Source organism: Pantoea sp. Mb-10, from assembly GCF_021272205.1.
GTDB lineage: Bacteria > Pseudomonadota > Gammaproteobacteria > Enterobacterales > Enterobacteriaceae > Pantoea.
Window position 1 is genome coordinate 1 of record NZ_JAJSDX010000007.1, and the last position, 26,127, is coordinate 26,127.

Genomic DNA, 26,127 nt, shown 5'->3' on the forward strand with positions numbered 1-26,127 from the left:
GCTGGCGCAGGGCGCGGATTGCAAAGGGCCGCGCCCATCGGCCCTTTGCCCGTACGCCGCAGCGGGGCGGATGAAACTGCCGTGCGGTTAGCGGGCGGAACCCGCTCAGGGTTCAGTAAAGACCGGCATAGCGGGCGGAACCCGCTCATAGCCATACCGGCTGAGCGGCCGGACCCCGCTCAGGGTCAGCCCAGCGCAGCGGCCAACGCGCGAGCCCGCGCAATTAAAAACCGGCATAGCGGGCCGGAACCCGCTCTCCATTTACCGGCTGAGCGGCCGGAACCCGCTCAAGATTCACCGGCTTTGCGGGCCGGAACCCGCAAAAAAAGGGGGGCTTTTCAGCCCCCCACTTAACGTTTATCCGATGGTCATCAGACTTGCATTTCCGCCAGCGGCGGCCGTATTCACACTCAGTGAACGCTCAATCAGCAATCGCTCCAGCAGCAAATTGGTTTCGCCGCGGGCGAAGCCCTGCACGGAAACAATCGCACCGTCGCGGGCGGCAATATGCTCACACAGGCTGCGTAGCTGATCGGCATCACCGTGGTAAATCACGGCGTCGAAGCTCGCCGCCAGCGGATCCTTCACCAGCAGGATCCGCGCTTGAACGTCAGCGGGCAGGGTGGTGTGCAGGCGACGGTGCAATTCATCATCTGCCCACACTGCCTGGCTGCCAACGCTGGTTACAGCGGCAAGCTGCACAAGTGCATCTTGCTCATTATCGCTGATGCACAGCACGTGTTCGCGCGGCAGCAGGGTGAAGGTGTTGCGCTCACCCGTTGGGCCAGGCAGCAAGCGAACGGTGCCCGCTTGTGACATCTCCTCAAAGCGCTGGCAGACCGACTGCAGCGCCGGTGTTGCCTGCGCCCACTGTTGCAACGCCTGATGAGGCACCAGCAGAGCGGCGCGTGCCGCCGCATCCACCGGACGCTCGGCATCCTGGCGGTCAAAGGTAAGGCGTAGCGCCCCCTCCGGCCGATGCGCCAGCAGACGGTAAAGGTAAAGCGGTCCGCCCGCTTTGGGGCCGGTGCCAGACAGGCCTTCCCCGCCGAACGGCTGCACCCCAACCACGGCGCCGACCATATTACGGTTAACGTAGAGATTACCGACCTTGGCCCCGGCGGTAACTTGATGGATGGTTTCATCAATGCGCGTATGGACACCCAGCGTCAGGCCATAGCCCGAGGCGTTAATCTGCTCAATGATCTGTGGCAAACTGTTGCGCGCAAAGCGCACCACGTGCAGCACCGGACCAAAGATCTCTTTATCGAGATCGCTCACCTGATCCAATTCAATCAGCGTCGGTTTGATGAAGGTGCCGCTGCTCCACTCTTTACTGTCTTGTGGGTGTTCCTGTACCGCCTGATACACGGTAAAGCCTTTGTTGCGCATGGCCTGAATGTGGCGTTCGATATTGCTCTTTGCTTCTGCATCAATGACCGGACCGATGTCTGTCGACAGGCGCTCAGGATTACCCATTCGACATTCAGCCATGGCGCCGCGCAGCATTTTGAGCGTATGGTCAGCCACATCTTCCTGAATGCACAGCAAGCGCAGCGCTGAGCAGCGTTGCCCCGCGCTGTCGAACGCGGAGGCAACGATATCGATCACCACCTGTTCAGTCAGCGCCGACGAGTCAACGATCATCGCGTTCATGCCGCCGGTTTCCGCAATCAGCGGGGTGGGGCGTCCTTGGGGATCGAGACGTCCTGCCAGATTGCGCTGCAAAAGTGTCGCCACGGCGGTTGAACCGGTGAACATCACGCCGCGCACGCGCTCATCACCCGTGAGCTGCGCGCCAACCGTTTCCCCTTGGCCTGGCAGCAGCTGAAGCACGCCAGCAGGGACGCCCGCATCCAGCAAAATGCGTACCGCTTGAGCGGCGATCAGCGGCGTCTGCTCTGCGGGTTTTGCCAACACGCTGTTACCCGCAGCCAGGGCGGCCGCGATCTGGCCGGTGAAGATGGCCAGCGGGAAGTTCCATGGGCTAATGCACACCACTGGGCCAAGCGGACGGTGGGTTTCGTTATCGAAATCGTCACGCACCATGCCCGCGTAGTAGTAGAGGAAGTCCACGGCTTCACGCACTTCGGCGATGGCGTTGTTGTAGGTTTTACCGGCTTCGCGCACCAGCAGGCCTATCAGCTGCTGCATCTGACCTTCCATGGCGTCGGCGGCGCGCTCAAGGATCGCCGCACGCTCTTCAGGTGGGGTCGCAAACCAGATGGCACCGGCATTCACCGCCGCGTCCAGGGCGGCAGAGACCTCGCCTGCGGTGGCTTCACGCACGTGTCCCACTACGTCAGCGGGTGCAGCGGGGTTCACTACGGGTTGGCTGCTGCCTTGTTCACGCTCGCCTTCAATAATCGGCTCAGCAACCCATGGCTGGCTGGCGCTATTGAGCAGCGCACTGGAGAGGGAAGCCAGGCGATGTTCGTTCGCCAGATCGAGCCCGGCTGAGTTGACGCGCTTGTCACCGTAAAGATCGCGCGGCAGAGGAATTTTCGGATGCGGCAGGCCAACCGCGCCTTCGCTCACGCCCATACGCTCAACGGCGACCACCGGATCGGCAACCAGCTCATCGATCGGCAAACTGGTATCGGCGATGCGATTGACAAATGACGTATTGGCACCGTTCTCCAGCAGGCGGCGCACCAGGTAGGCCAGCAGGGTTTCATGGGTGCCGACCGGCGCATAGATACGGCAAGGGCGATTGAGTTTGCCGTCTGCCACTTTCCCTACCACCTGCTCATACAGCGGCTCTCCCATGCCGTGCAGGCACTGGAACTCATACTGTCCTGGATAATAATTGTTGCCCGCCATCTGATAAATCGCCGCCAGCGTGTGGGCATTGTGGGTGGCAAACTGCGGATAAATCAGATTAGGCACCGCCAGCAGTTTACGCGCGCAGGCGAGGTATGAGATATCGGTATAGACTTTGCGGGTGTAGACCGGATACCCCTCCAGACCTTCCATTTGAGCACGTTTGATTTCGCTGTCCCAATAGGCGCCTTTCACCAGGCGAATCATCAGGCGGCGACGGCTACGCTGCGCGAGTTCAACCAGCGAATCGATCACCAACGGGCAGCGTTTTTGATAGGCCTGAATCACAAAACCGATACCGTTCCAGCCCTCTAATTCAGGCTCGAAGCAGAGTTTTTCCAGCAGATCGAGCGAGAGCTCAAGGCGGTCGGCCTCCTCGGCATCAATATTAATGCCGATGTCGTAGCTGCGCGCCAGCAGAGTCAGTGATTTCAGAATAGGATAAAGTTCTTCCATGACGCGCTCATACTGAGCACGGCTGTAGCGCGGGTGCAGCGCCGACAGCTTGATAGAGATCCCCGGCCCTTCATAGATACCGCGCCCGTTGGAGGCTTTACCGATGGCGTGAATCGCTTGCTGATACGAGACAAGATAAGCTTTGGCATCGCTGGCGGTGAGTGCGGCTTCTCCCAGCATGTCATACGAATAACGGAAACCTTTCTCTTCCAGCTTGCGCGCATTTGCCAACGCCTCGGCAATGGTTTCGCCCGTCACGAACTGCTCGCCCATCAGGCGCATGGCCATGTCCACGCCTTTGCGGATCAGCGGCTCACCGCTTTTGCCAATGATGCGATTCAGCGAGCGCGACAGGTTGGCTTCGTTATGGGTGGACACCAAACGTCCAGTGAACAGCAAGCCCCACGTGGCGGCATTCACGAATAAGGATGGGCTGCGCCCCAGGTGAGATTGCCAGTTGCCGTTGCTGATTTTATCGCGGATCAGTGCATCACGCGTGGGCTTGTCGGGAATACGCAGCAGTGCCTCTGCCAAACACATCAGTGCGACCCCTTCCTGAGAAGAGAGTGAGAACTCCTGCAGCAGGCTTTGCACCATGCCAGCGCGTCCGGTTGCACCTTTTTGGTGCCGCAGCTTCTCCGCCAGGGTATAAGCCAGCTGGTGGGTTTTCTCCGCCAGCGGTGCGGGCAAACGCGCCTGCTCCAGCATCATCGCCACGGCGTCCGGTTCGGGCCGACGCCATGCGGCGGTGATGGCGGCGCGGGTTACCGACTGCGGCAGAATATGTTCGGCGAACTCAAGGAAGGGCTGAAGCGTCTCTTCAGGCAGGGTGTCGGGTTGACCCGCATCCGCCGCTGACAACGGCACTTCCGGCACGAATTCTCCCGCTTCCAGCTGGGAAAGATAGTTAAAAATCGCCTGCTTGATCAGCCAGTGCGGCGTGCGGTCAATGTGCTGCGCAGCCAGTTTGATGCGCTCGCGGGTGACCTCATCCAGCTTCACCCCCATGGTAGTCGTTCCCATGTTTTCCTCGTTCTCAGCGTGTTTCCATGTTCAATGTGGCTGCACTATTACGTATGTTGCAACTTTGTGCAACCTTGTTAAATGTGACGCTGGTAGCACCTTTGATGACCCGTGTGGGACAAGACGGCACGAAAATTGCTGCAAGAAACTCGCCAATGTTGCAACCCGCGCTAAACAAGACTTGTCTTGGATTGATGGAGTGCAACTCAAGCTGTGATCGGGCGCAACCTGTTGACACGTAAATTGCGAACGCAGGTGAAACCCATGTAACAGATGTGTTAAATGCATTGTGCGCTTCGCACCTTTGGGGCAGGATACCGCGCCTTAAAGACATCGCTTTCTCTGGATGCGGTAATAAAACGCTGTGTCATAACGTTCCAATGGCCAGCCAAAGATTTCTCTGGGGAATCACAGAATAAGTGGAGAGACTATGAGTGTAAGTACACCGATGGTGGTGACCTTTTGTATCTATATCCTTGGGATGGTACTCATCGGCTTTATCGCCTACCGTTCAACCAAAAACTTCGACGACTATATCCTTGGTGGACGCAGTTTAGGCAGCGTAGTGACCGCGCTTTCAGCGGGCGCCTCTGATATGAGCGGCTGGCTGCTGATGGGCTTGCCGGGCGCGATTTTCTTGTCAGGGATTTCAGAAAGCTGGATTGCCATTGGCCTGACCATTGGCGCGTGGCTTAACTGGAAGATTGTGGCGGGTCGCCTGCGCGTGCAAACCGAACATCACGACAACGCATTGACCTTACCTGATTTCTTCTCCAGTCGCTTTGAAGATAAAAGTAAGCTGCTTCGCGTCATCTCTGCCGTGGTTATCCTGATCTTTTTCACCATCTATTGCGCGTCTGGCGTGGTAGCCGGTGCGCGCCTCTTTGAGAGCACCTTTGGGATGGATTATCAAACTGCCCTGTGGGCCGGTGCGGCGGCAACCATTCTTTATACGTTGGTCGGTGGCTTCCTGGCGGTCAGCTGGACCGATACCGTTCAGGCAACGCTGATGATTTTTGCCCTGATCCTGACGCCAATTATCGTGATTGTCGCCGTGGGTGGATTGGACGATTCGCTGGCGGTGATTAGGGCGAAAAGCCTCGAAAATCTCGACATGCTTAAAGGCCTCAACCTTGTAGCGGTACTGTCGTTGCTGGGCTGGGGGCTAGGCTACTTCGGTCAGCCTCACATTCTGGCGCGCTTTATGGCGGCGGAATCGCACCATTCCATTCGCACCGCGCGTCGCATCGGTATGACCTGGATGATCCTGTGCCTCGGTGGCGCAGTGGCGGTGGGCTTCTTTGGCATCGCCTATTTTGAAAATCATCCGGCTGAGGCCGCGGGCGTGAGCCAAAACGGAGAGCGCATCTTTATTGAACTGGCGCGTATCCTGTTTAACCCGTGGGTAGCCGGTATTCTGCTTTCGGCGATTTTAGCCGCGGTGATGTCGACCCTGAGCTGTCAGCTGCTGGTGTGCTCCAGCGCATTAACCGAAGACCTCTATAAGGGCTTCCTGCGCAAAAATGCCAGCCAGAAAGAGCTGGTATGGGTAGGGCGCCTGATGGTACTGCTGATTGCACTGATTGCCATTGCGCTGGCCGCTAATCCGGAGAACCGCGTTCTGGGTCTGGTGAGTTACGCGTGGGCAGGCTTTGGCGCGGCGTTCGGTCCGGTTGTGCTGTTTGGTGTGTGCTGGAAACGCATGACGCGTAACGGCGCGCTGGCGGGCATGATTGTCGGTGCCATGACGGTGCTGCTGTGGAAGCACTACGGCTACGTCGCGCTGTATGAGATCATCCCTGGCTTTATCTTTGCGAGCATTGCCATTGTGGTGTCCAGCCTGACGGGCAAAGCCCCTTCTGCCGAAGCGCAGCAACGCTTTGCGGCGGCTGAAGCGGAATACCTCGGTAAATAATCCTCCTTTCAGGCGCACGCATGTGCGCCTTTTTTATGCCCTCCGCTGCCACATTAGCGTCATTTCATCGCCTCGCTTTTCGGCCGTTTTATCAGCATCGCCCTCTCTCAGGTGAATTAATTTCGCAGGGTGACTTGTATTTTTTCATCCGATAATGATAATCGATATCGTTTCACTTTACGTGTTTTTACATTGACCTTACAGACCCTAACATTCACGAGGTGGGTGATGTTCGTTCCCTTTCTCATCATGCTGCGCGAAGGACTCGAAGCCGCGCTGATCGTCAGCCTGATTGCCAGCTATCTCAAGCGTACTCACCGCAGCCAGTGGTTCCCCGCGATGTGGGGCGGGGTGTTTAGCGCTGTCGTGCTCTGTCTGGCATTGGGTGTGGTCATTAACGCCACTACCGGTGAGTTTCCGCAAAAACAGCAGGAGCTGTTTGAAGGCATAGTGGCTACCGTTGCCGTGGTGATTCTGACATCCATGGTGTTTTGGATGAGAAAGGTGTCGCGCAGTATTAAAGCCACCCTGGAACGCTCCGTGGATCAGGCGTTAGAGAAACGCGGCGGCAGCGGTCTGGCGCTGGTTGTCATGGTTTTCCTCGCCGTCGCGCGCGAAGGCCTGGAGTCGGTATTTTTCCTGCTTGCCGCTTTTACGCAGGACGTCGGTTACGCGCCTCCCGTCGGCGCGATCCTTGGGCTACTTAGCGCCGTACTGCTGGGCATGCTGCTCTATTACGGCGGCATCCGGTTGGATTTAGCGCGTTTTTTCCGCTGGACCAGCCTGTTTATTTTGTTCGTTGCTGCGGGTCTGGCCGCCGGCGCAGTGCGGGCCTTCCATGAGGCTGGGCTGTGGAATCACTTTCAGCAGACGGCGTTCGATCTCAGCGCGATTCTCTCCACGCATTCGCTCATGGGCACCTTGTTAGAAGGCTTATTAGGCTATCAAGAAGCACCGAGCATCAGTGAAGTCGCGGCATGGCTGATTTATCTGGTGCCCGCGCTACTGCTGTTCTTTATCCCGGCACGCCTTATGCCCAAGGCTGCCTCCACCGCACGTTAATACCGACTTTTTCAGGGAAATGACTATGACGATTCGTTCGCGCCGCCAGGCACTGCTGGTTTCGATGCTGGCGCTTTCCGGGGTGGCTGCCGCCGCCGATGTTCCTCAGGTTACCGTGACGGTCAACGACAAACAGTGCGAGCCGATGACGCTCAATGTGCCTGCCGGTAAAACGCAGTTTATTATCAAAAACAACAGCCAGAAGGCGCTGGAGTGGGAAATCCTCAAAGGCGTGATGGTGGTTGAAGAACGCGAGAATATCGCGCCCGGCTTTAGTCAAAAGCTTACGGCAAATTTAGAAGCCGGTCAGTATGAAATGACCTGCGGCCTGCTCACCAACGCGAAAGGTACGCTGGTGGTGACGGGGAAAACAGCGGCACCAGAAGCGGGCAAGACCGATATCACCTCGTTAGCCGGGCCGATCGCTGACTATAAGCGCTACGTTATGGAGGAGGTGAGCGCATTGGTCGCCAGTACCCAACGTTTTACCGATGCGGTCAAAGCGGGGGATGTCGACAAGGCAAAAGCGCTGTACGCCCCTACGCGCGTGCACTATGAGCGCATCGAACCGATTGCGGAACTGTTTTCCGATCTGGATGGCAGTATCGATGCACGCGAAGATGACTTTGAGAAAAAGGCCGAAGATCCGAAATTCACCGGCTTTCATCGCCTTGAGAAAATCCTGTTTGCTGACAATACCACGCAAGGGGCGGAGCCGGTTGCGACGCAGTTGAATCAGGATGTGCAGGCACTCCAGAAGCGCGTCAGCGCATTGGCTTTTGCCCCGGCAAAAGTGGTGGGTGGCGCGGCAGGCCTGATTGAAGAAGTGGCGGCGAGCAAAATCTCGGGTGAAGAAGATCGCTACAGTCGTACCGATCTGTCTGATTTCCAGGCCAACGTGGACGGCGCGAAAAAAATCGTTGATCTGCTGCGTCCGGCGCTGCAAAAAGCGAATCCACAGCTGCTGGCAAAAGTGGATACCAACTTCCGCAAGGTGGACGACGTGCTGGGCAAATACCGTACCCCAACCGGCTTTGCCTCTTATGAGAAGCTCACGACCCCGGATCGCAATGCGCTGAAAGGCCCGATTACGGCGCTGGCGGAAGATCTCGCTTTGCTGCGTGGCACACTGGGCGTGGATTGATCATGAGTAAAAAATCGGATACGGCACAGCCTGCGCGCCGCCGTTTATTAAAAGGATTGGGGCTGGTTGGCGGAGCCGCCGCGCTCGGTGGGGGCTGCCCGTTTCACGCCGCCACAGCGGCTGACAGCTTTTCACCGGGTACCGTTGCGCCCGACGCACGCCAGCAGGCGCAGCCATTCTATGGTGCGCACCAGTCGGGGATTCTTACGCCGCAGCAGGCGTCCATGATGCTGGTGGCTTTTGACGTGCTGGCCAGTGACAAACAAGAGCTTGAGCGCCTGTTTCGATTGCTCACTCAGCGTTTTGCGTTGCTGACACGCGGCGGCCCGGCACCCGCAGTGACCAATCCCCAGTTGCCGCCGATGGACTCCGGTATCTTGGGCGCTCGCATTTCGCCCGATAATCTGACCATGACGCTGTCGGTGGGGCATTCGCTGTTTGATGAGCGCTTTGGACTGAGCAGCCTAAAACCTGCGCAGCTGCAAGCCATGACGCGTTTTCCCAATGATTCGTTGGATGCTGCACAGTGCCACGGCGATCTGCTGCTGCAGATCTGTGCGAATTCGCAAGACACGGTGATTCACGCGCTGCGCGACGTCATCAAGCACGCTCCCGATCTGCTTGCGGTGCGCTGGCGACGCGAGGGATTTATTCCGGATCATGCTGCGCGCAGCAACGGAAAAGAGACCCCCATTAACCTGCTGGGTTTCAAAGACGGAACGGCCAACCCTGACGCACATAATGCCGCGCTCATGGACCATATCGTCTGGGTCACCGACGACCAAGCGGAACCCGCGTGGACGCGCGGCGGTAGCTACCAGGCGGTACGCATCATTCGTTTTCATGTGGAAATGTGGGACCGCACGCCACTGCGCGAGCAGCAAACCATTTTTGGGCGGGATAAACTATCCGGTGCGCCCTTGGGCAAGCTTCATGAGCATGACGATCCCGATTACGCGAGCGACCCGTCCGGTCAGCGTATTGCACTTGATGCGCACATTCGTCTGGCAAACCCGCGCACGCCTGAAACCGCTGACAGCCTAATGCTGCGTCGCGGTTACAGTTATTCCGCTGGCATCACCGGTGCAGGGCAGCTAGATATGGGCTTGCTGTTCGTGTGTTATCAGCATGATTTAAGCAAAGGGTTTATTACGGTACAGAAGCGGTTAAATGGCGAAGCGCTCGAAGAATATATTCGTCCAATTGGCGGCGGATACTTTTTCGCTTTACCGGGCATACAGGATGAAAACCATTATCTTGGGCAATCCTTGTTGCAGGCTTGATTAATATTTGAGCAGTGCTTGTGCGATCTCTTTTTGCATAAGCACGCCATTTACCGCAGCGCGATTTCAACGCTTGCGACAAAAGAGTGGCGAATAAACTGAAAAAGTGGTGCGGCGAGCAAATATCATAAGTCATTAAATTTAAATAAAAATTTCATTTAAGTATCCTGGCTTACGCAACGACGCTATCCCTTTTTTTACGGTGAAAGTAAAAACGATGTTGCAAAGTTTCGCCAATATGATTCACTTAAGACATGAGCGTTTTCAGTTGTGTGGCACGGGCCACTGGAGTTAGCGCATGAAGAGTTCCTGTAACGAACAGGGTCATTTTCCTCTCTTACGCAGTCTACTGCGGGACCTTTTTTCCCGCTCGCCAAACCACTTCGCTTTACCCGTTTTCTTCATCTCAATTCTCTTTACCGGTGCGCCTTTGCGTCTCGGCGTAATAGCGCACCATTTCAATGGCTGAAAAGGCTTACAAGGAAGCCAAACAAACCTCTAAAGCGTTCAAGTCATCGCCGTGCTCGTTGCCGCGATAAACGAAACCAACTGTAAGGTGCCACTATGGGAAGACAGAAAGCAGTGATCAAAGCGCGTCGTGAAGCCCGTCGAGTGCTTCGTAATGACTCCCGCAGTCATCGTCAGCGTGAAGAAGAATCGGTCACTTCGCTGGTGCAGATGGGTGGGTTGGATGCCATTGGCATGGCGCGTGATGTACGCGACCGTCGGCCAATTGAAGCCAGAAATGAAGCTCAGGCGCACTATCTTAACGCCATAGAATCTAAACAGCTCATTTTCGCAACCGGTGAAGCCGGCTGTGGGAAGACATGGATCAGCGCAGCGAAAGCGGCTGAAGCCCTCATCAACAAGGATATCGAAAGGATCATTGTCACGCGTCCGGTTCTCCAGGCAGACGAAGATCTTGGCTTCCTACCCGGCGACATTTCAGAAAAATTTGCGCCGTACTTCCGTCCGGTTTATGACGTTCTGGTTAAACGTCTGGGTGCTTCCTTCATGCAGTACTGCCTGCGGCCTGAAATTGCTAAGGTAGAGATCGCTCCCTTTGCCTATATGCGAGGGCGCACCTTTGAAAATGCGGTCGTGATTCTGGATGAGGCGCAAAACGTCACGGCTGCCCAGATGAAAATGTTTCTGACGCGCTTGGGTGAAAATGTCACCGTCATCGTTAATGGCGATATTACCCAATGCGATCTGCCCGGCAATGTGAAATCCGGCCTTGCAGACGCGTTAGCCCGTTTCGAAGAAGACGAAATGATTGGTGTAGTGCGTTTTGGTAAAGAGGACTGTGTGCGTTCGGCATTATGTCAGCGTACGCTGCAGGCTTATGATTAAGCTGGATCTATACCGTATCCATCTCGCCAATCTGGACGTATCAGAAGAAAAGGGGAAGTGACCTTTACTTCAAAAAGGCCCGTTAAACGGGCCTTTTTAACACCCCTTGAAAGCTGGGTATGATTAGTACGCCATGGTTTTTTATTTTTATCATCAACTTTCCCTTCCCGACTTACTGCTCTAACCGGATAGTCGGCGTCTTCATTAAGGCTATTTTTTTTGCTCAGCTGATATTTATGGGTTATTTTCCTGTCAGTGAGGTCGCTATTTGAGACAACGCCGATGCAGGGGTTATTTATTTCAGGACGATTCTCGATAAAAATTTATAAAAAACTAATGGGATTGCCCTTATGTGTTTTTTGTTTTTAGTTTTTATCCTTGCTTGGGTTTTCTCTCGGAAATTAAGGGGTTTTTAAATTAATAGAAGAAATATGTACTGTATTGTTATTCTTTAAAAGAAACTCTTTTCATTAACTTATTTTTTTTGCAAAAATCCGCATGCAGTATTGGATGGCAGGAAGCGTGGTGCAGTGTGATTATTAGTAACTGCTCGCGTTTATCTCTGTTCTCAATATTTGATGCAATTATAGATTTGTCATTGAGAGATGGTTTTAGCCATTTTCTGAATCTTGTCATTTGTCACGAAAAGGAATCAAATCAGTGAAGCTGAATAAAATCATGTGTGGCGCCCTGTTGGCGATGGGCTTTATTTCTGCCGCTCAGGCGAATCAAGGAAGTGGCACGGTAAATTTCACCGGTGCCATTATTGATGCACCGTGTTCCATTAAACCTGAGTCGCTGGATCAGACTGTTGAACTGGGACAAATTGCTAACGCTGCTCTGAGCGCGGGCTCCAATACCGGGGCGTCCGTGCCGCGTGCGTTTGACATCAAACTTGAAAACTGCGCCTTTACCGGAGACAAGACGGTTGAAGTCACGTTTAAAGGTCCACATTCTCAGTTTGATACCGACAGCCTGGCTTTACTGGGCAACACCAGTAGCGCAAGCATTGTTCTGACAGATTTCTCAAATAATAAGGTGGTATTAGACACACCAACTGCCGTTCAGAAACTCACGACCGGTAATAACACGCTGCGATTCTACGCCTATGTACAAGCAAGCAGCGGCCCTGCGAGTGCTATCGTCCCGGGTTCGTTTCAGAGTGCAGCACAGTTTGAGTTGAATTACTTGTAATCTCCAGAGCATGCCGCGCAGAGCGGCATGCTCTTTTAAAAATGGAATTTATTCAGCAGTGACGGATGCGTTAGAGAATAATTTTTCAGGAAGCAGTGATGAAAATATGCAACTTACTTTTGGTTAAAAGCCGGTTCGCAAGCAGGATAATTGTGGCCGAGTTTTTTATGTTATTTTTCTCAACTGCCCTGGCTAATGATGTCCAATTTAATACCGATATTTTGGACGTCAACGATCGCGAAAATATTAATCTGAGCAATTTTTCCAAGCCGGGTTACGTCGTGCCGGGCAGCTATCCTCTGATTATCAAACTCAATCGGCGAGATCTGCCTGAGCAGAACATTACTTTTTATTCCCAAGACTCAAACGGTGAGACAAGTGAAGCCTGTCTCACGCCGCAGATCGTTGCGCAATTTGCCATTAAATCGGGACGGCGCGAGGAATTACAATGGCATCGTCAGGGGCAGTGTTTAGATACGCGCTCAATACCGGGCATGAGTGTTGCTGCGCAGATGCGCAATCAAATGTTAGTTATTGGCATCCCCACAGAGTGGCTTGAGTATCAATCAGACACCTGGGAGCCGCCCTCTCGCTGGGACAACGGTATTCCGGGCGTTATTGCTGATTATAATCTCAACCTCCAGGCGCAGCGTACGCAAAAAGTTGGCAAACAGTACGCGGCAAGCGCTAACGGCTTGGTCGGCGGCAATGTGGGGCCGTGGCGTTTACGGGCTAATTGGCAGGGCAGGTATCAGCAAGCATCCAAAAACCAAGCGAAGTCGCAACAATTTGACTGGACGAGTTTTTATGCCACGCGCGCGCTGCCTGAGCAGCGTGCAAAACTCACCGTGGGGGAAACGGTTTCCAACTCTTCTCTAATCGATAATTTCCGTTTTACCGGGGCCAGTTTGGCCAGCGACACAGCTATGCTTCCGCCGGGCCTGCGAGGTTACGCGCCAGAAATTACGGGAGTAGCGCGCAGCAATGCGAAAGTCACGATCAGCCAACAGGGGCGCGTGTTATATGAAACCCAAGTCCCCCCAGGGCCGTTCCGGATTCAAAACCTGAGCGATGCCGTGGCGGGAAAATTGGATGTTCGCATCGAAGAGCAGGGCGGGTCAATTCAGCAATATCAAGTTGATACAGCCTCAATTCCCTATTTAACGCGCCCAGGGCAAGTGCGCTACATGCTCTCTGCGGGCAGGCCTTCTTCGCTTGAACATCATACTAACGGTCCCGCATTTTCCGCCGGTGAGTTTTCATGGGGCATCACTAATGGTTGGTCATTATTGGGAGGGGCGCTATTGAGTGAACCTTACCAATCTCTTACGGCGGGTATAGGGCGAGATTTATTGGCGCTGGGAGCATTGGCGCTCGATACCACGGTGACGCGCGCTCAGTTTAGCAATATAAAAGACCAGAAGGGTGCTTCGGTGAGACTAAGTTACGCCAAGCGATTTGAGGAAAGTAACAGTCAGATCACGTTCGCAGGCTACCGTTTTTCCGATCAAGGTTATCTCTCGATGAACGATTTCCTTAGCGCGGCGGAGTCAGGGCGCATTATTAACAACAGCAAGCAACTTTATACCTTGAGCTTGAGCAAAGCTTTATCAGAGTGGCAAACCACTGCGTTGGTTAGGTGGTCACATCAAACTTGGTGGGACAAGCCTTCCGAAGATCGTTATGAAGCCAGTCTCTCTCGTTACATGGACATTGGCCGTTTTAAAAACCTCAGCATGCAGCTGGGTGCCAATCATAATGCCTCTGATAAAGTGCGTGATAGCAGCGTCTTTTTCTCTCTTTCAATGCCATGGGGTACAAACTCCACCCTTAATTACAATACGTCAGTTGTGAATGATAAGGTTGAAAATCGTGTGGGATATTTCCAACGGCTCAATGAGCGTGATAACTGGCAATTAAGTACAGCATATTCAGATAAAAAACCCAGCCTCAGTAGCTACTTTACCCATGCGGCAGACAGCGCGGATTTATCGGCCAATATCAGTACCCAGCGTGGAGGAGATACCTCAATAGGCTTTGCTGCCCAAGGTGGCATAACTGCGACTGCGGAAGGTGGCGCGCTGCACCGCATCTCTACCCCTGGCGCAACCCGACTGTTGGTCGACACAGATGGTGTGGCAAATGTGCCGGTCCGTGGTGCAGGTACTTCTGTTCGCAGCAATGCGTGGGGCAAAGCGGTCATTACCGAGGTCAGCAGTTTCTTGCCGTCGCGAGCGAGTATTGACGTGGACAAGCTTGATGACAAAACCGAGGCCATTCGCTCAGTGGTACATGCCACGCTCACCGAAGGGGCCATTGGTTTCCGCAAGTTTGGCGTGTTAGCTGGCGATCAAAGTATGGCAAAAATAACGCTGCCTGATGGCGCGCCACTGCCTTTCGGTGCAGAAGTTCGTAATCACAGGCACCAACAAACAGGGCTCGTTGGGGACAGTGGGGAAGTGTATTTAAGCGGATTAATGCCTAAAGGGGAACTGCTCGTTGAATGGGGTGAAAATGACGCCTGCAAAATTACTCTGCCTGAAACATTACCTTTTACCCACGAAGCCATGCTGGATTTAATTTGCACGCCCACGAATAAAAATAAGCAGAATGCTATTACATCATAAAGGAGATAATCGTGAAAAAGATTACCTATGCATCGCTTGCGCTGGTCACTATTTTGGCGCCGTTAGCGAATACATTGGCAGCTGTGGCGTTGGACCGCACGCGTATTATATATAACGAAGGCGAGAAAGCCGTTAGCCTCAATGTGAGTAATCAGAACAAGGAATTACCCTATTTAGCTCAAGGATGGATCGAGAACGAGCAGGGGAAAAAGATTGCCACGCCGTTTACGGTGCTGCCGCCTATACAGCGTATTGAACCCGGTGAAAGCAGCCAAATACGCGTTCAGGCATTGCCTGCGGTCAACGGTTTAGCAAAAGATAGAGAAAGCCTCTTTTATTTTAACTTGCGTGAAATACCTCCGCGCAGCGATCAGCCCAATACGCTACAAATTGCGCTGCAAACGCGCATCAAAGTATTTTATCGTCCAAAGTCACTTGTCGTAGAGCGACCGCATCTCTCTACAGCATGGCAAAATAAATTGGTTTTAGAACGAAACGGTGAACGTTATACGGCCTATAATCCGACAGGTTATTTCATCACGCTGGTTGATGCGTCGCGCCGTAAAGGCGAAAAAGGGATCAGCGATTTTGAACCTGTCATGATCGCGCCAAAAAGCCGTTCCGTGCTTAATGTTACGGCGACAAAGCTAGGTAATGCGCCTGCACTTACCTATATCGATGATTACGGTGGCCGCCCGGTGTTGCAATTTCAATGCAAAGAAAACAATTGCACTCCAGTGGAAGATGCAAAATATAATAGCGAGAAAATAAAATGATGCGCTGGATCGTCGCATTACTTCTATTAAACGCGATAAAAGGTTATGCAGAACCCTCCAAAACGGTTCGGCTAACGGTAACTATTATCAACCCAACCTGCGATCTTAACGGAGGTCGGCCAATAAGTGTGAATTTCGGCAATCAACTCTATACAACACAGATCGATGGCATACAATATAAAAAGACTATCCCGTTTACGTTGAGTTGTGCCAACGCCACAGCGACAGCGTTGCGTCTTAAGCTCTCGGGATCAGGCAGCAGCTTTGATAGCACGCTTTTAAGCACTAACAACAGTAATTTGGGCATTCGTCTTATTAAAGATACGAATACCTCCGTTCCAATTAATGCGTGGATTAATTTTATTTATCCTCATTCGCCCAATTTATATGCAGTGCCCGTAAAAAAGTCGGGCAGCACTCTGCAACCTGGCGGCTTTAATGGAAACGCTACGCTAATAGTTGAGTTTGTATGAAAAGGAATCTATTTTTCTTAATCGCTATTTGGACACCGAGTAGTTTTGCCGTATCTGTGCCAGTGAGCTTCACAGGAACCTTAATCGAACCACCCGCTTGTACGATTAATGGCGGCGGCGTTATTGACGTTAATTTTGGGGAGCAGCTAGCCACCCACCGTATTGACGGGGAGAATTACCGACAAACTATCGCGTGGCAACTGAATTGTCCCGTTGCACCGGCGCCACTGGTGTTGAAATTAATCATAAAAGGCAATGCGACAAGCTTTGAAAATACCGCACTGCAAACCAGTCAGGCTGATTTAGGCATAAGACTTCTAAGTAATGGGAAGCGTTTTGAACTGAATAAATTTGTTCCGCTAAGCGTTAGCGCTCCGCCTGTCCTCGAAGCTGTTCCGGTTTCACGCCCGGCATCAACGTTAACTGAAGGGAAATTTACTGCATCAGCTACCCTTCTGGCACAGTATTTATAAAGGGTCGAAATGAAGAACTCTATTATTGCATTCCTATTAATGGTGTTTTCGCTTGCCACCCCTGCTCAAGATAACCTTCAATTTAGAGGTGCGCTTGTGAAACAACCTTGCACCATTGCGCCTGGCGATGAAGTGGTTAACCTTAATTTTGGTTCAATTATCGATAGTTTCTTGTATCAGTATCAACGGACGCCCGCGCGGGAATTTTTACTTCGTTTGACACAATGTGAACCGATAGTGGGCAGAGACACTAAAATCACGTTCAGCGGGCAAGCCAATACCGCCTTGCCAGGCTACCTGGCGCTAAGCGCGGGTAGTCAGGCAAAGGGCGTCGCGCTGGGGATTGAGAGCGTCCAGGGCGTGCTTCTGCCCATTAATGATAAAAGTATTGTGAACGTCGTATCGGGTGACAATATCCTCACTTTTAAAACTTTTATCCAGGGAGAGCCGCTGGCGCTGCAAAATAGAACTATCGGCTTAGGCGCTTTTCAGGCTAACGCGACTTTCACCCTTGAATACGAATAACAGGGACAATAATGAAAAAATTTTTTTTGTTATCAAGGGCTATGATGTTGGCGATATTTTTAGCCCCGCTAAAAACGGCTTACGCCGGCGCCTTTGTTGAACCAATCTCCTATGTTTCTATTGGGGGAGGTTACGGTAAGGTGACGCAAAAAATACAACAATGGGAGGAAAGTAATAACACGCCAAATCCGTGTTACGGCTGGCTAACGTGTTCTTTAGGGCCGGATGTCCTGTATCCACGAAACGCACCCTCACTCAGCGGGTCATGTGGCGCAGGTCATTGCATTCGCATTGAGCAATACCGAACACTCAAACAAGTTAGTGATGCATGGAAAGCGCAAAAAGGAGTGCCTTATACCGCAACCTTCGGAGTTGATAGTTTAGACGCAAGTTGCGTAGGCCTTTTTTACATTGATAAACCCACACCGAATAGGCTACAAGCCCGTCAGGTGCCCGGTTCCGTCTGTGGTGTGTTACCCCCCGTTAACCAATCTTGTCATGTGGAATTACCTGCCCAGATTCCATTTGGCACTTTACCAGCGAATGCGGTTAACGGCGTGTTTAAACAAGTGACTGGTCAGGTTTGGTGTACACTTCGCGGTTCAATCAAGGTTTTTGGACAATCAACACTTCAGAGAGAAAGAATTTACTTTGATAGCAAAGAAACCTTTTTTGCGACGTTAACAATAAATGAACAAAATGCTTTCTCAGGTGTGAGATTTACGCTTCCGGGAAACAGCCAACGGCAAAGCTTTACTCTCAAGGCAACGCTTAATTCATCCTCTCCTCCTGATGCGGGAAATTACAGCGCGAACGCAATAGTTTTCCTTGCTTATCTTTAAGTGATTTATTTTCATTTAAATCATATTATCGATGCAGTGAATTAATATCCCTTCCCGATATGCCGTAAATAAAAAGAGGCACAGAAGTGCCTCTTTTTATTCTTTTATTTAAAATATAGCGGGGGGATTGACTCGCGATGCTCGCCCTGCGGGCAGCGTCGCAGGCGCCGCTGTCCAACCGGCTGTCGCCGGTTGTCGAACCCGGTCGGGGCTTCTCATCCCCCTCGCAGCGGTGCCGCAGGCAAAAAAAAAGTCTGAACGTAAGTTCAGACTCTTCTTCAAAATATGGCGGTGAGAGGGGGATTGACTCGCGATGCTCGCCCTGCGGGCAGCGTCGCAGGCGCCGCTGTCCAACCGGCTGTCGCCGGTTGTCGAACCCGGTCGGGGCTTCTCATCCCCCTCGCAGCGGTGCCGCAGGCAAAAAAAAAGTCTGAACGTAAGTTCAGACTCTTCTTCAAAATATGGCGGTGAGAGGGGGATTCGAACCCCCGATACGTTGCCGTATACACACTTTCCAGGCGTGCTCCTTCAGCCACTCGGACACCTCACCACATTTTTCTTGCCGACCTCACTGGGTCAACGGGGCGCTACTATAGGGAGTAACCTCAAAAGGGTCAAGCGCTATTTTCTCCTTTTTTTCTATTCGCTTAACCTCTGTCCAGCTTGATGCAAGTCTCATCAAACTGAACGTAATGTCATCAAACCACCTTCTGTTTGTCACAAAAGTGAAACCCCATTGTCGCAGACTTGCCCGCGGAAACATTTAGTCAAATTTATTAATAAGGATGGTTATAAATGAAACGTTTACCTCTTTGTACGGTTTCACTTCTGGCTTCACTCCTGGCGGCGTCGGCGATTGCCGAAGAGACGCCTTATTCTCGCGCGGCAAGCGGCGATATCACTGAACACGGTGGCGCCCGTCGTTTAAGCCACGATCAAACCGAGGCGCTAAAAGCCTCATTAATAAATACGCCAGCGAAAAACGTGATTTTGCTGATTGGTGACGGGATGGGAGATTCGGAAATTACCGCAGCGCGTAATCTGGCCATGGGTGCAGGCGGCTTTTTTCCGGGTATTGATGCGCTGCCGTTGACAGGCCAATACACCCACTATTCACTGGATAAGAAAACGCATAAACCCACGTACGTCACGGATTCTGCGGCATCGGCTACTGCGTGGGCCACGGGGACCAAATCGTATAATGGTGCCATCGGTGTGGATGTGAATGGCCGAGATCAGCGCACAATCCTGGAGCTGGCAAAAGCGGCAGGCAAAGCCACTGGCAACGTTTCTACCGCTGAATTGCAGGATGCGACGCCCGCCGCGCTGATGGCACACGTTACCTCGCGCAAATGCTATGGGCCTGAAAAAACCACTGAACTTTGTCCCAGCAACGCGCTGGAGCAGGGCGGTAAAGGCTCAATCAGCGAGCAAATCTTAAAAACCCGCCCCGATGTCACGCTTGGCGGCGGCGCAACGTCTTTCAGTGAAAAGGCGAAAGCAGGGGAATATCAGGGCAAAACATTACGTGAACAGGCTCAGGCGTTGGGTTATCAACTGGTGACTAACCTTGACGAAATGAATGCGCTACAGCAGGCTGACCAACGCAAACCGGTACTTGGCCTGTTTGCTGATGGCAATATGCCGGTACGCTGGCGGGGGCCGAAAGCGAGCTATCATGGCAACATCGATAAGCCCGTTGTGACGTGTGAAGTGAATAACGATCGTCCTGCTTCGGTGCCGACACTGGCGCAAATGACCAAAAAAGCACTCGATCTGCTGAGCACCAATGAGAAGGGCTTCTTCCTGCAGGTGGAAGGCGCGTCGATAGATAAGCAAGATCACGCGGCAAATCCCTGTGGCCAAATTGGCGAAACCGTGGATCTTGATGAAGCCGTACAGCAGGCGCTTGCCTTTGCCCGTGAGCATGGTGACACGCTAGTGGTCGTTACCGCCGATCACGCCCACAGCAGCCAGATTGTTGAAAATGGCACGAAAGCACCGGGTCTTACTCAGGCGCTTAATACGAAGGATGGCGCTGTGATGACCCTGAGCTATGGGAATTCCGAAGCGGAGTCGCAAGAGCATACCGGTTCGCAGTTGCGCATTGCTGCCTATGGCCCTTATGCGGCAAACGTGGTTGGTCTAACCGATCAAACCGATCTGTTTTTCACGTTGAAAGAAGCGATGGGTATTAAATAGCTTTTCTCAAGGCAATGAGGCGTTTTGCGAACGTCTGCCCTGCGCCAGCACAGTGTGTGCTGGCGCGAGGGAGCATACGTTAAATGCCCTTTTGATCCATCAGGCACGCCAAATCCACCAAGCGATGGGAAAATCCCCATTCGTTGTCATACCAGGCAAGAATCTTCACTAAATTACCGCCAATCACCAATGTGGAGAGTCCATCAATGATCGATGAACGCGAATCACCCTGATAATCAGCTGACACCAGCGGTTCATCGCTGTATCCCAAGATACCTTTCAGCGCACCGGTCGCTGCAGCGGCTCTGAAGGCGTCGTTAACCTGTTCCGCCGTAACGTCGCAGTTAAGCGTCACGGTTAAGTCGACGATCGAGACCAGGGGCACCGGCACGCGCAGCGAATAACCGGTTAATCTGCCTTCTAACGCAGGAATGACGCGTCCCAGCGCTTTCGCCGCCCCGCTGGAATAGGGGACAATGGAGAGAGCAGCGGCGCGCGCCCCGCGCAAATCTTTTTCGGGCTGGTCGTGCAGCGCCTGGCTGTTGGTATAAGCGTGCGTGGTGTTCATTAAGCCATGATCAATACCAAATGCCTGATGCAGGACATGCGCAGCCGGTGCCAATGCGTTGGTGGTGCAGCTGCCGTTGCTCACAACGGTATGCAGCGTGGGATCGTATCGGTGGTCGTTGACGCCCATCACAATAGTGAGGTCATCGTTTTTACCTGGCGCAGAGATGATGACCCGTTTCGCGCCCCCGTGAGAAATGTGTAACGCAGCCTTATCACGATCCGTAAACAGGCCTGTGGCTTCAATCACGATATCCACGTCCACCTCACGCCAAGGGATATCTGCGGGATCGCGTTCGCTAAACACGCGAACTGCATTGCCATTGATGCGCAGCTCACCGTTATGGGACGTGACTTCACCGGGAAAACGCCCCAACAACGAATCGTGCTTCAACAGGTGGGCGAGGGTGCTGCTGTCAGTGAGGTCGTTAATGGCGACGATTTGTACCGCGTCGTTGTCTAAAGCAGCGCGTAAAACGTTACGTCCAATGCGGCCAAAGCCGTTAATGCCAAGTTTGATCATCATACTCTCCAGTCACTAAGCGATGATCACTACACTAAGCCCACCGTCATTTGGCGTAAATGACATAAAACGATCACTTTAGGCCAATTTTCGGCGCGTGAAGCGCTGGCGATATTCGCCCGGCGTAAGATGCAACTGACGTTCAAAACAGCGTCGCAGATTAATGCTGGTGGCAAAGCCGGTTTCGCGTGCAATACGCGCCACGGAATCACGCGTCTGTTCCAAACGTTCACGTGCGGCATTAAGCCTGATCTCTGCCACGTACCGAGCCGGCGAGGTGCCCACTTCGCGGGTGAAAACGCGGGTGAAATTACGCGGGCTCATCGCCACCCGCGCGGCCAGGGCTTCCACGCTAAGGTCTTCTGCGAGCTGGGCGTAAATCCAGCGCTGCAGATCGCCCAGCGGGCCTTCGGACACGGGTGCCTGCGGGGTATAACGACTGAACTGCATTTGCCCGCCAGGGCGATGCAAATACATCACCATATCCTGAGCCACGTCGCGGGCGATGCTGTAGCCGCAATCTGCCTCAATCAGCGCCAGCGTTAAGTCAAAACCTGAACTTACCCCGCCTGACGTCCAGACGGAACCATCCTGAACAAACAGCGGGCCGCGCTCAACGCGAACGTCTGGAAAGCGCGTTTGCATCGTATCCAGCAATTGCCAGTGTGAGGTTGCGCGTCGGCCGTTTAAGAGGCCCGCTTCAGCGAGCAGCATGGCGCCGGCACAGATCGAGACCACTCGACGCGCACGCGGCGCCGCGAGCCGAAGGAAATCCACCACGAGCGCCGTTTCATCGGCATCACGACTGCGCCCTACGATCACAACGGTGTCCCAAACGGTACGCGGGTCAAGTTCGGCCAGTTTGAGGTCAGCGAGAAGATTCAAGCCTGATTGCCCATGGATCACGGCATGAGACTGCGTCGTGGCGAGTTTGACTTGATAACGCGGCACCCTGTCTTGGGCGCAAAGATACGTGTTGGCACGCATGATAATGTCGGCGATGCCCGCGGCTTCAAACAGCATGCCGCCTTCAGGAACAATCAGTAAAAACGATCGCATGGCGTAAACTGTGCCTGTAGTCAAAAAGTGCCACTATTGTTGCACAACAAGATGACTTTCACGATCGCGCGGCGTCAAGAAAATAAACATGCAGATTTACCAGACAACAGTGCAGGAACAAAAAAATCGCCGCGCGGTAACATACGGGTAAGAGAGGGGCGACGTTGACCCTCTTTCATTCGCGACGATTCGAACGGTGACGCAGTGGCGGTATGATGAGCGCATAAAAAAATCCACGCCTCAGCGTGGATTTATCGACATCACAGTGAATGCGCGAGCGTGCGCACTAAACAAGCACTAGACGTTGAACAAGAAGTTCATCACATCGCCATCTTTAACGATGTAGTCTTTGCCTTCTGAGCGCATTTTGCCGGCTTCTTTCGCGCCTTGCTCGCCTTTATAAGCGATGAAATCATCAAAGGCGATGGTTTGCGCGCGGATAAAGCCTTTTTCAAAATCGGTATGGATTTTACCGGCGGCCTGCGGGGCGGTCGCGCCTACAGGAATGGTCCACGCGCGTACTTCTTTTACGCCGGCGGTGAAATAGGTCTGCAGATTAAGCAGCGCGTAACCCGCGCGGATCACGCGGTTAAGACCGGGCTCTTCCAGCCCCAGTTCCGCCATGAACTCATCACGCTCTTCATCATCCAGCTCAGCGATATCAGACTCAACCGCCGCACACACCGGTACCACAACAGAACCTTCTGCTTCGGCAATCGCGCGGACCTGATCCAGATACGGATTGTTTTCGAAGCCATCTTCATTGACGTTCGCAATGTACATGGTGGGCTTGAGCGTTAAGAAGCTCAGGTAGCGGATAGCGGCCTTCTCGTCAGCGTCCAGCTTCAGCGCACGGAGCATGCCCGCGTTTTCAAGGTGCGGCAGGCACTTCTCCAATGCCGCCAGCTCGGCTTTGGCATCTTTGTCGCCGCCTTTGGCTTTCTTCTGGCAGCGCTGGATGGCGCGCTCGCAGGTGTCGAGATCAGAAAGGGCCAATTCAGTATTGATAATGTCAATATCTTCCGCAGGATTAACCTTGCCTGAGACATGAATGATATTGTCATTTTCAAAGCAGCGCACCACGTGACCGATGGCTTCGGTTTCACGGATGTTGGTCAAAAACTGGTTGCCCAGGCCTTCGCCTTTCGACGCGCCCTTCACCAGACCCGCGATATCCACAAACTCCATGGTGGTAGGCACCACGCGCTGCGGCTTAACGATTTCGCTCAGCTGATCGAGACGCAAATCGGGCATGGGCACCACGCCGGTGTTGGGTTCGATGGTGCAGAACGGAAAGTTGGCTGCTTCGATACCCGCTTTGGTCAGCGCGTTGAACAGGGTGGATTTACCGACGTTCGGCAGGCCCACAATACCGCATTTAAATCCCATGTCTGATTACCTTTCTCACTGAGTGTGTGACGCGTTAAATGAGCGCGCACTGATTCAAAAAGTTCGCGCATTATACACAGAATTGCTTTCTGCGGCGCGGGAATTGCCTTAGCCCGCCTTGAACGCGTGCAGGCGATTCATGGCCTTGAGTTTGTCCTCTTTCAGCCACAGCTCGGTGCAGCGTACGGCTTCATCCACGGCCTCATCAATCAACTTTTGTTCGCTGGCTGGCGGTTTACCCAGCACAAAACCCGTGACTTTATTGCGATCGCCCGGATGGCCAATCCCCACGCGCAAGCGATGGAAATTATTGTTATTGGCCAACTTATTGATGATGTCTTTTAAGCCGTTATGGCCGCCGTGTCCGCCGCCCTGTTTAAGTTTTGCTACGCCAGGCGGCAAATCCATTTCATCATGCGCCACCAAAATCTCTTCCGGGGTAATGCGATAAAAAGTCGCCATCGCCGCCACGGCTTTGCCGCTGAGATTCATAAAGGTGGTCGGGACCAGCAGGCGGACATCATTGCCAGCCAGCGAGAGGCGGGCAGTGTAGCCAAAGAATTTTGGCTCCTCTTTTAATGGCTGATTATAACGACCGGCCAGCATGTCAACGTACCATGCGCCCGCGTTGTGGCGCGTGGCGGCGTACTCAGCGCCTGGATTGGCCAACCCGACAATCAGTTTAATGCTGCTCACCATCTCTATCCTGCGTTGCTGTGAAAGGGCGTTAGTTTACTGCCTGCGTGCAGGGATGACAAAGGGCGGTGAAATAACTGATGGCGGAGCGTGATTACTCATTTTCTATTGAAATCAAGCTCGTAAGCGTAAATTTCGGCAAAGATTGTCCACGATGTGTGATCCATTACGCATCTTAACCGGCAGCCATTGCCTAAACTTATGAAAAGTTAACATTACGTGCTGTTTAAGAGATGGGTTAAAGACGGGGGTGCAAGATGAAACATCAACAGTGTCGCCTACTGGGCAATGGACTGATGTGTGTCGGATTAATGGTCATGGTATCTGGCGTGGGATATTCCATAATCAATCAGCTTCCTGCGGTGAACTGGCCGCAATTTTTGGCGCAAGGCGCCATGTTCGCGATTTTCATTGGCGCACTAATGTGGCTGGTGGGCGCGCGCGTCAGCGGGCGCGAGCGAGTAGAAGACCGTTATTATTGGCTACGGCACTATGGTGATAAACGCTGCCGTCGCCACCATCACGGTAGCCATTAAATTCACGTTGCGGTTTCGCCCGGGCGAGTAGGCGCAGCATGGCGTTCAGTGCGATTGCGACCGCTAGCTTTGGCACGGTAAAGCGCCTCATCTGCCCAAGCCAGCAGCACCGTAAAACGCTGCTCAGTGGCGTGTGCGGTGGCGAATCCAATGCTCACCGTATAAAGAATGTTGTCTGGCTCAGAGCGCTGTGTCTCCTCGCGAATGCGCTCACATACGCGCAGTGCGTCTTCACCGTCTCCTGGCAATAGCGCGGCAAACTCCTCGCCGCCCAGCCGCGCAAAATGTCCACCGCTAGGAATCAATCGGTTCACGACCGCGCAGAAATCAATCAGCACGCGGTCACCCTGCTGGTGCCCGTAGCGGTCATTGATGCTCTTGAAATGGTCGAGATCGAAAAGAACAGCGGTGTAGATGAAGGGTGGCGTACGACGCGCATGGCGTAGTATCAGTTGGTCAGCCTGCTCAAACAGCGCGCGGCGGTTCCACACTAAAGTGAGTGGATCGTGCAGCGAGGCGTTCTTATGGGCAATTTGCGCGCGTTCGTTGACAATAGCCAGCAGCGTAAAGGACAAACCAATAACAAAGAAAATGGATTCCAGAATCACATAACCCGAAAAATTTGATCCGCCAATGGCACCGGGCGTTGTGATAGGCACCGCGTTATCCAGCCAGACGCGCGCGACGTGGAACAACAGATGAATACACAGCAGCACTTGCGCAGGCCAAAACGTCGCCCGCAGCGCGACGCGGCCACGGTGTAGCAGTTGAATAATGGCGCCTGTATACAAGATGCAGAGCAGGCACATCACCAATACGCGCACCGGCGGATGATAATAGAACGCGGGGATCACGCAGAGCAGCGCCCAAAGCAGGGCACCCATGCACCAACCATATCCGAGCGGTTTGGCAAAAAACATGCGAAATGCATTCAGTAAACAGCCGTAGGCAAGCAGCATCGTGACGTTGCCCACGGCAATCGGCATAAATTGAAGCCCGCTGCTGCGTAAGCTGCTCAGCAGCACAGAGAGAAAGGCCAATATCAGGGTCAGAGTCGTGAAGCCCAATACCGGATGGTACTGCGCCCCTATCCAGGCGAACACCATAATGATGCTCAAAAATCCCAGCACAAAAAGCTCACAAACAAACAGCGTGTAAATGTCGAGAGTCATCGTGATGGCGCTCT

Annotated in this window: 20 protein-coding genes, 1 tRNA gene and 1 other RNA gene; 14 read left to right on the forward strand and 8 right to left on the reverse strand. The window is 53.2% G+C overall.

Going from position 1 to position 26,127, the window contains the following annotated elements; genetic code table 11:
* Window positions 1-357: 357 nt before the first annotated feature.
* Window positions 358-4,302 carry a trifunctional transcriptional regulator/proline dehydrogenase/L-glutamate gamma-semialdehyde dehydrogenase gene (gene putA / locus LU196_RS14895; RefSeq protein ID WP_232759768.1) on the reverse strand — a complete coding sequence of 1,315 codons (3,945 nt, stop codon included), beginning with the start codon at window positions 4,300-4,302 and terminating at the stop codon, window positions 358-360.
* A gap of 430 nt (window positions 4,303-4,732) precedes the next feature.
* On the opposite strand from putA, the gene putP reads away from it, so the two are divergent.
* The 12 genes from putP to LU196_RS14955 all read left to right on the forward strand — a co-directional run bounded on the left by putP (window position 4,733) and on the right by LU196_RS14955 (window position 17,969).
* Window positions 4,733-6,217: a sodium/proline symporter PutP gene (gene putP / locus LU196_RS14900; protein WP_232759769.1), complete on the forward strand. Its 1,485-nt coding sequence runs from the start codon at window positions 4,733-4,735 to the stop codon at window positions 6,215-6,217.
* Between the two features lie 228 nt (window positions 6,218-6,445).
* Entirely contained in the window at window positions 6,446-7,279 is an 834-nt protein-coding gene (efeU, locus tag LU196_RS14905) for an iron uptake transporter permease EfeU (RefSeq protein ID WP_232759770.1), read from the forward strand.
* Between the two features lie 25 nt (window positions 7,280-7,304).
* Complete coding sequence (gene efeO / locus LU196_RS14910) at window positions 7,305-8,423, forward strand: iron uptake system protein EfeO (protein ID WP_232759771.1); 1,119 nt, start codon at window positions 7,305-7,307, stop codon at window positions 8,421-8,423.
* 2 nt (window positions 8,424-8,425) lie between these two features.
* Complete coding sequence (efeB, locus tag LU196_RS14915; protein WP_232759772.1) at window positions 8,426-9,706, forward strand: iron uptake transporter deferrochelatase/peroxidase subunit; 1,281 nt, start codon at window positions 8,426-8,428, stop codon at window positions 9,704-9,706.
* A gap of 564 nt (window positions 9,707-10,270) precedes the next feature.
* A complete protein-coding gene (phoH, locus tag LU196_RS14920) occupies window positions 10,271-11,059 on the forward strand; it encodes a phosphate starvation-inducible protein PhoH (protein ID WP_232759773.1) in 789 nt (262 codons plus the stop codon).
* 660 nt (window positions 11,060-11,719) lie between these two features.
* A complete protein-coding gene (locus LU196_RS14925; protein WP_232759774.1) occupies window positions 11,720-12,253 on the forward strand; it encodes a fimbrial protein in 534 nt (177 codons plus the stop codon).
* A gap of 98 nt (window positions 12,254-12,351) precedes the next feature.
* The gene (locus LU196_RS14930; RefSeq protein WP_232759775.1) at window positions 12,352-14,880 is read left to right on the forward strand and encodes a fimbria/pilus outer membrane usher protein; all 2,529 of its coding nucleotides are present in this window, start codon (window positions 12,352-12,354) and stop codon (window positions 14,878-14,880) included.
* A gap of 11 nt (window positions 14,881-14,891) precedes the next feature.
* A complete protein-coding gene (locus tag LU196_RS14935) occupies window positions 14,892-15,656 on the forward strand; it encodes a fimbria/pilus periplasmic chaperone (RefSeq protein WP_370641009.1) in 765 nt (254 codons plus the stop codon).
* The gene (locus tag LU196_RS14940) at window positions 15,653-16,129 is read left to right on the forward strand and encodes a fimbrial protein (RefSeq protein ID WP_232759776.1); all 477 of its coding nucleotides are present in this window, start codon (window positions 15,653-15,655) and stop codon (window positions 16,127-16,129) included. The genes LU196_RS14935 and LU196_RS14940 overlap by 4 nt, the downstream gene beginning before the upstream one ends.
* Window positions 16,126-16,602: a fimbrial protein gene (locus tag LU196_RS14945; protein WP_232759777.1), complete on the forward strand. Its 477-nt coding sequence runs from the start codon at window positions 16,126-16,128 to the stop codon at window positions 16,600-16,602. The genes LU196_RS14940 and LU196_RS14945 overlap by 4 nt, the downstream gene beginning before the upstream one ends.
* Before the next feature lie 9 nt (window positions 16,603-16,611).
* The gene (locus LU196_RS14950) at window positions 16,612-17,127 is read left to right on the forward strand and encodes a fimbrial protein (protein WP_232759778.1); all 516 of its coding nucleotides are present in this window, start codon (window positions 16,612-16,614) and stop codon (window positions 17,125-17,127) included.
* Window positions 17,128-17,138: 11 nt separating this feature from the next.
* The gene (locus LU196_RS14955; RefSeq protein ID WP_232759779.1) at window positions 17,139-17,969 is read left to right on the forward strand and encodes a hypothetical protein; all 831 of its coding nucleotides are present in this window, start codon (window positions 17,139-17,141) and stop codon (window positions 17,967-17,969) included.
* 286 nt (window positions 17,970-18,255) lie between these two features.
* On the opposite strand, the gene LU196_RS14960 is transcribed toward LU196_RS14955, so the two are convergent.
* Together LU196_RS14960 and LU196_RS14965 are read right to left on the reverse strand one after the other, a co-directional pair.
* A non-coding RNA gene (locus tag LU196_RS14960) (RtT sRNA) lies at window positions 18,256-18,385 on the reverse strand.
* A 46-nt stretch (window positions 18,386-18,431) separates the two neighbouring features.
* A tRNA-Ser gene (locus tag LU196_RS14965) sits at window positions 18,432-18,519 on the reverse strand.
* A 245-nt stretch (window positions 18,520-18,764) separates the two neighbouring features.
* Between LU196_RS14965 and phoA the strand changes: the two genes are divergently transcribed.
* Window positions 18,765-20,171, forward strand: a complete 1,407-nt coding sequence (phoA, locus tag LU196_RS14970) for an alkaline phosphatase (protein ID WP_232759780.1) — start codon at window positions 18,765-18,767, stop codon at window positions 20,169-20,171.
* A gap of 79 nt (window positions 20,172-20,250) precedes the next feature.
* On the opposite strand, the gene gap is transcribed toward phoA, so the two are convergent.
* From gap to pth, 4 genes are all read right to left on the reverse strand, one after another.
* Window positions 20,251-21,261, reverse strand: a complete 1,011-nt coding sequence (gene gap, locus LU196_RS14975) for a type I glyceraldehyde-3-phosphate dehydrogenase (RefSeq protein WP_232760084.1) — start codon at window positions 21,259-21,261, stop codon at window positions 20,251-20,253.
* Between the two features lie 78 nt (window positions 21,262-21,339).
* Window positions 21,340-22,320, reverse strand: a complete 981-nt coding sequence (locus LU196_RS14980; protein WP_232759781.1) for a GlxA family transcriptional regulator — start codon at window positions 22,318-22,320, stop codon at window positions 21,340-21,342.
* A 297-nt stretch (window positions 22,321-22,617) separates the two neighbouring features.
* Window positions 22,618-23,709 (reverse strand): redox-regulated ATPase YchF, encoded by a 1,092-nt coding sequence (ychF, locus tag LU196_RS14985; protein ID WP_232759782.1) that lies wholly within the window; start codon window positions 23,707-23,709, stop codon window positions 22,618-22,620.
* Between the two features lie 108 nt (window positions 23,710-23,817).
* The gene (pth, locus tag LU196_RS14990; protein WP_232778286.1) at window positions 23,818-24,405 is read right to left on the reverse strand and encodes an aminoacyl-tRNA hydrolase; all 588 of its coding nucleotides are present in this window, start codon (window positions 24,403-24,405) and stop codon (window positions 23,818-23,820) included.
* A gap of 257 nt (window positions 24,406-24,662) precedes the next feature.
* Between pth and ychH the strand changes: the two genes are divergently transcribed.
* Entirely contained in the window at window positions 24,663-24,941 is a 279-nt protein-coding gene (gene ychH, locus LU196_RS14995) for a stress-induced protein YchH (protein ID WP_232759784.1), read from the forward strand.
* Between the two features lie 2 nt (window positions 24,942-24,943).
* Here ychH and LU196_RS15000 read toward each other — a convergent pair whose 3' ends face one another.
* The gene (locus LU196_RS15000; RefSeq protein WP_232759785.1) at window positions 24,944-26,113 is read right to left on the reverse strand and encodes a GGDEF domain-containing protein; all 1,170 of its coding nucleotides are present in this window, start codon (window positions 26,111-26,113) and stop codon (window positions 24,944-24,946) included.
* Window positions 26,114-26,127: the final 14 nt, after the last annotated feature.

What these genes read in the sequence shown, in the direction of transcription:
- ychH (WP_232759784.1), top strand. Translation starts at nt 24,663, where the DNA reads ATGAAACATCAACAGTGTCGCCTACTGGGCAATGGACTGATGTGTGTC.
- LU196_RS14945 (WP_232759777.1), top strand. Translation starts at nt 16,126, where the DNA reads ATGAAAAGGAATCTATTTTTCTTAATCGCTATTTGGACACCGAGTAGT.
- putP (WP_232759769.1), top strand. Translation starts at nt 4,733, where the DNA reads ATGAGTGTAAGTACACCGATGGTGGTGACCTTTTGTATCTATATCCTT.
- LU196_RS14980 (WP_232759781.1), bottom strand. Translation starts at nt 22,320, where the DNA reads ATGCGATCGTTTTTACTGATTGTTCCTGAAGGCGGCATGCTGTTTGAA.
- LU196_RS14930 (WP_232759775.1), top strand. Translation starts at nt 12,352, where the DNA reads ATGAAAATATGCAACTTACTTTTGGTTAAAAGCCGGTTCGCAAGCAGG.
- ychF (WP_232759782.1), bottom strand. Translation starts at nt 23,709, where the DNA reads ATGGGATTTAAATGCGGTATTGTGGGCCTGCCGAACGTCGGTAAATCC.
- efeU (WP_232759770.1), top strand. Translation starts at nt 6,446, where the DNA reads ATGTTCGTTCCCTTTCTCATCATGCTGCGCGAAGGACTCGAAGCCGCG.
- phoH (WP_232759773.1), top strand. Translation starts at nt 10,271, where the DNA reads ATGGGAAGACAGAAAGCAGTGATCAAAGCGCGTCGTGAAGCCCGTCGA.
- LU196_RS14950 (WP_232759778.1), top strand. Translation starts at nt 16,612, where the DNA reads ATGAAGAACTCTATTATTGCATTCCTATTAATGGTGTTTTCGCTTGCC.
- LU196_RS14955 (WP_232759779.1), top strand. Translation starts at nt 17,139, where the DNA reads ATGAAAAAATTTTTTTTGTTATCAAGGGCTATGATGTTGGCGATATTT.
- efeB (WP_232759772.1), top strand. Translation starts at nt 8,426, where the DNA reads ATGAGTAAAAAATCGGATACGGCACAGCCTGCGCGCCGCCGTTTATTA.
- efeO (WP_232759771.1), top strand. Translation starts at nt 7,305, where the DNA reads ATGACGATTCGTTCGCGCCGCCAGGCACTGCTGGTTTCGATGCTGGCG.
- LU196_RS15000 (WP_232759785.1), bottom strand. Translation starts at nt 26,113, where the DNA reads ATGACTCTCGACATTTACACGCTGTTTGTTTGTGAGCTTTTTGTGCTG.
- putA (WP_232759768.1), bottom strand. Translation starts at nt 4,302, where the DNA reads ATGGGAACGACTACCATGGGGGTGAAGCTGGATGAGGTCACCCGCGAG.
- LU196_RS14940 (WP_232759776.1), top strand. Translation starts at nt 15,653, where the DNA reads ATGATGCGCTGGATCGTCGCATTACTTCTATTAAACGCGATAAAAGGT.
- gap (WP_232760084.1), bottom strand. Translation starts at nt 21,261, where the DNA reads ATGATCAAACTTGGCATTAACGGCTTTGGCCGCATTGGACGTAACGTT.
- phoA (WP_232759780.1), top strand. Translation starts at nt 18,765, where the DNA reads ATGAAACGTTTACCTCTTTGTACGGTTTCACTTCTGGCTTCACTCCTG.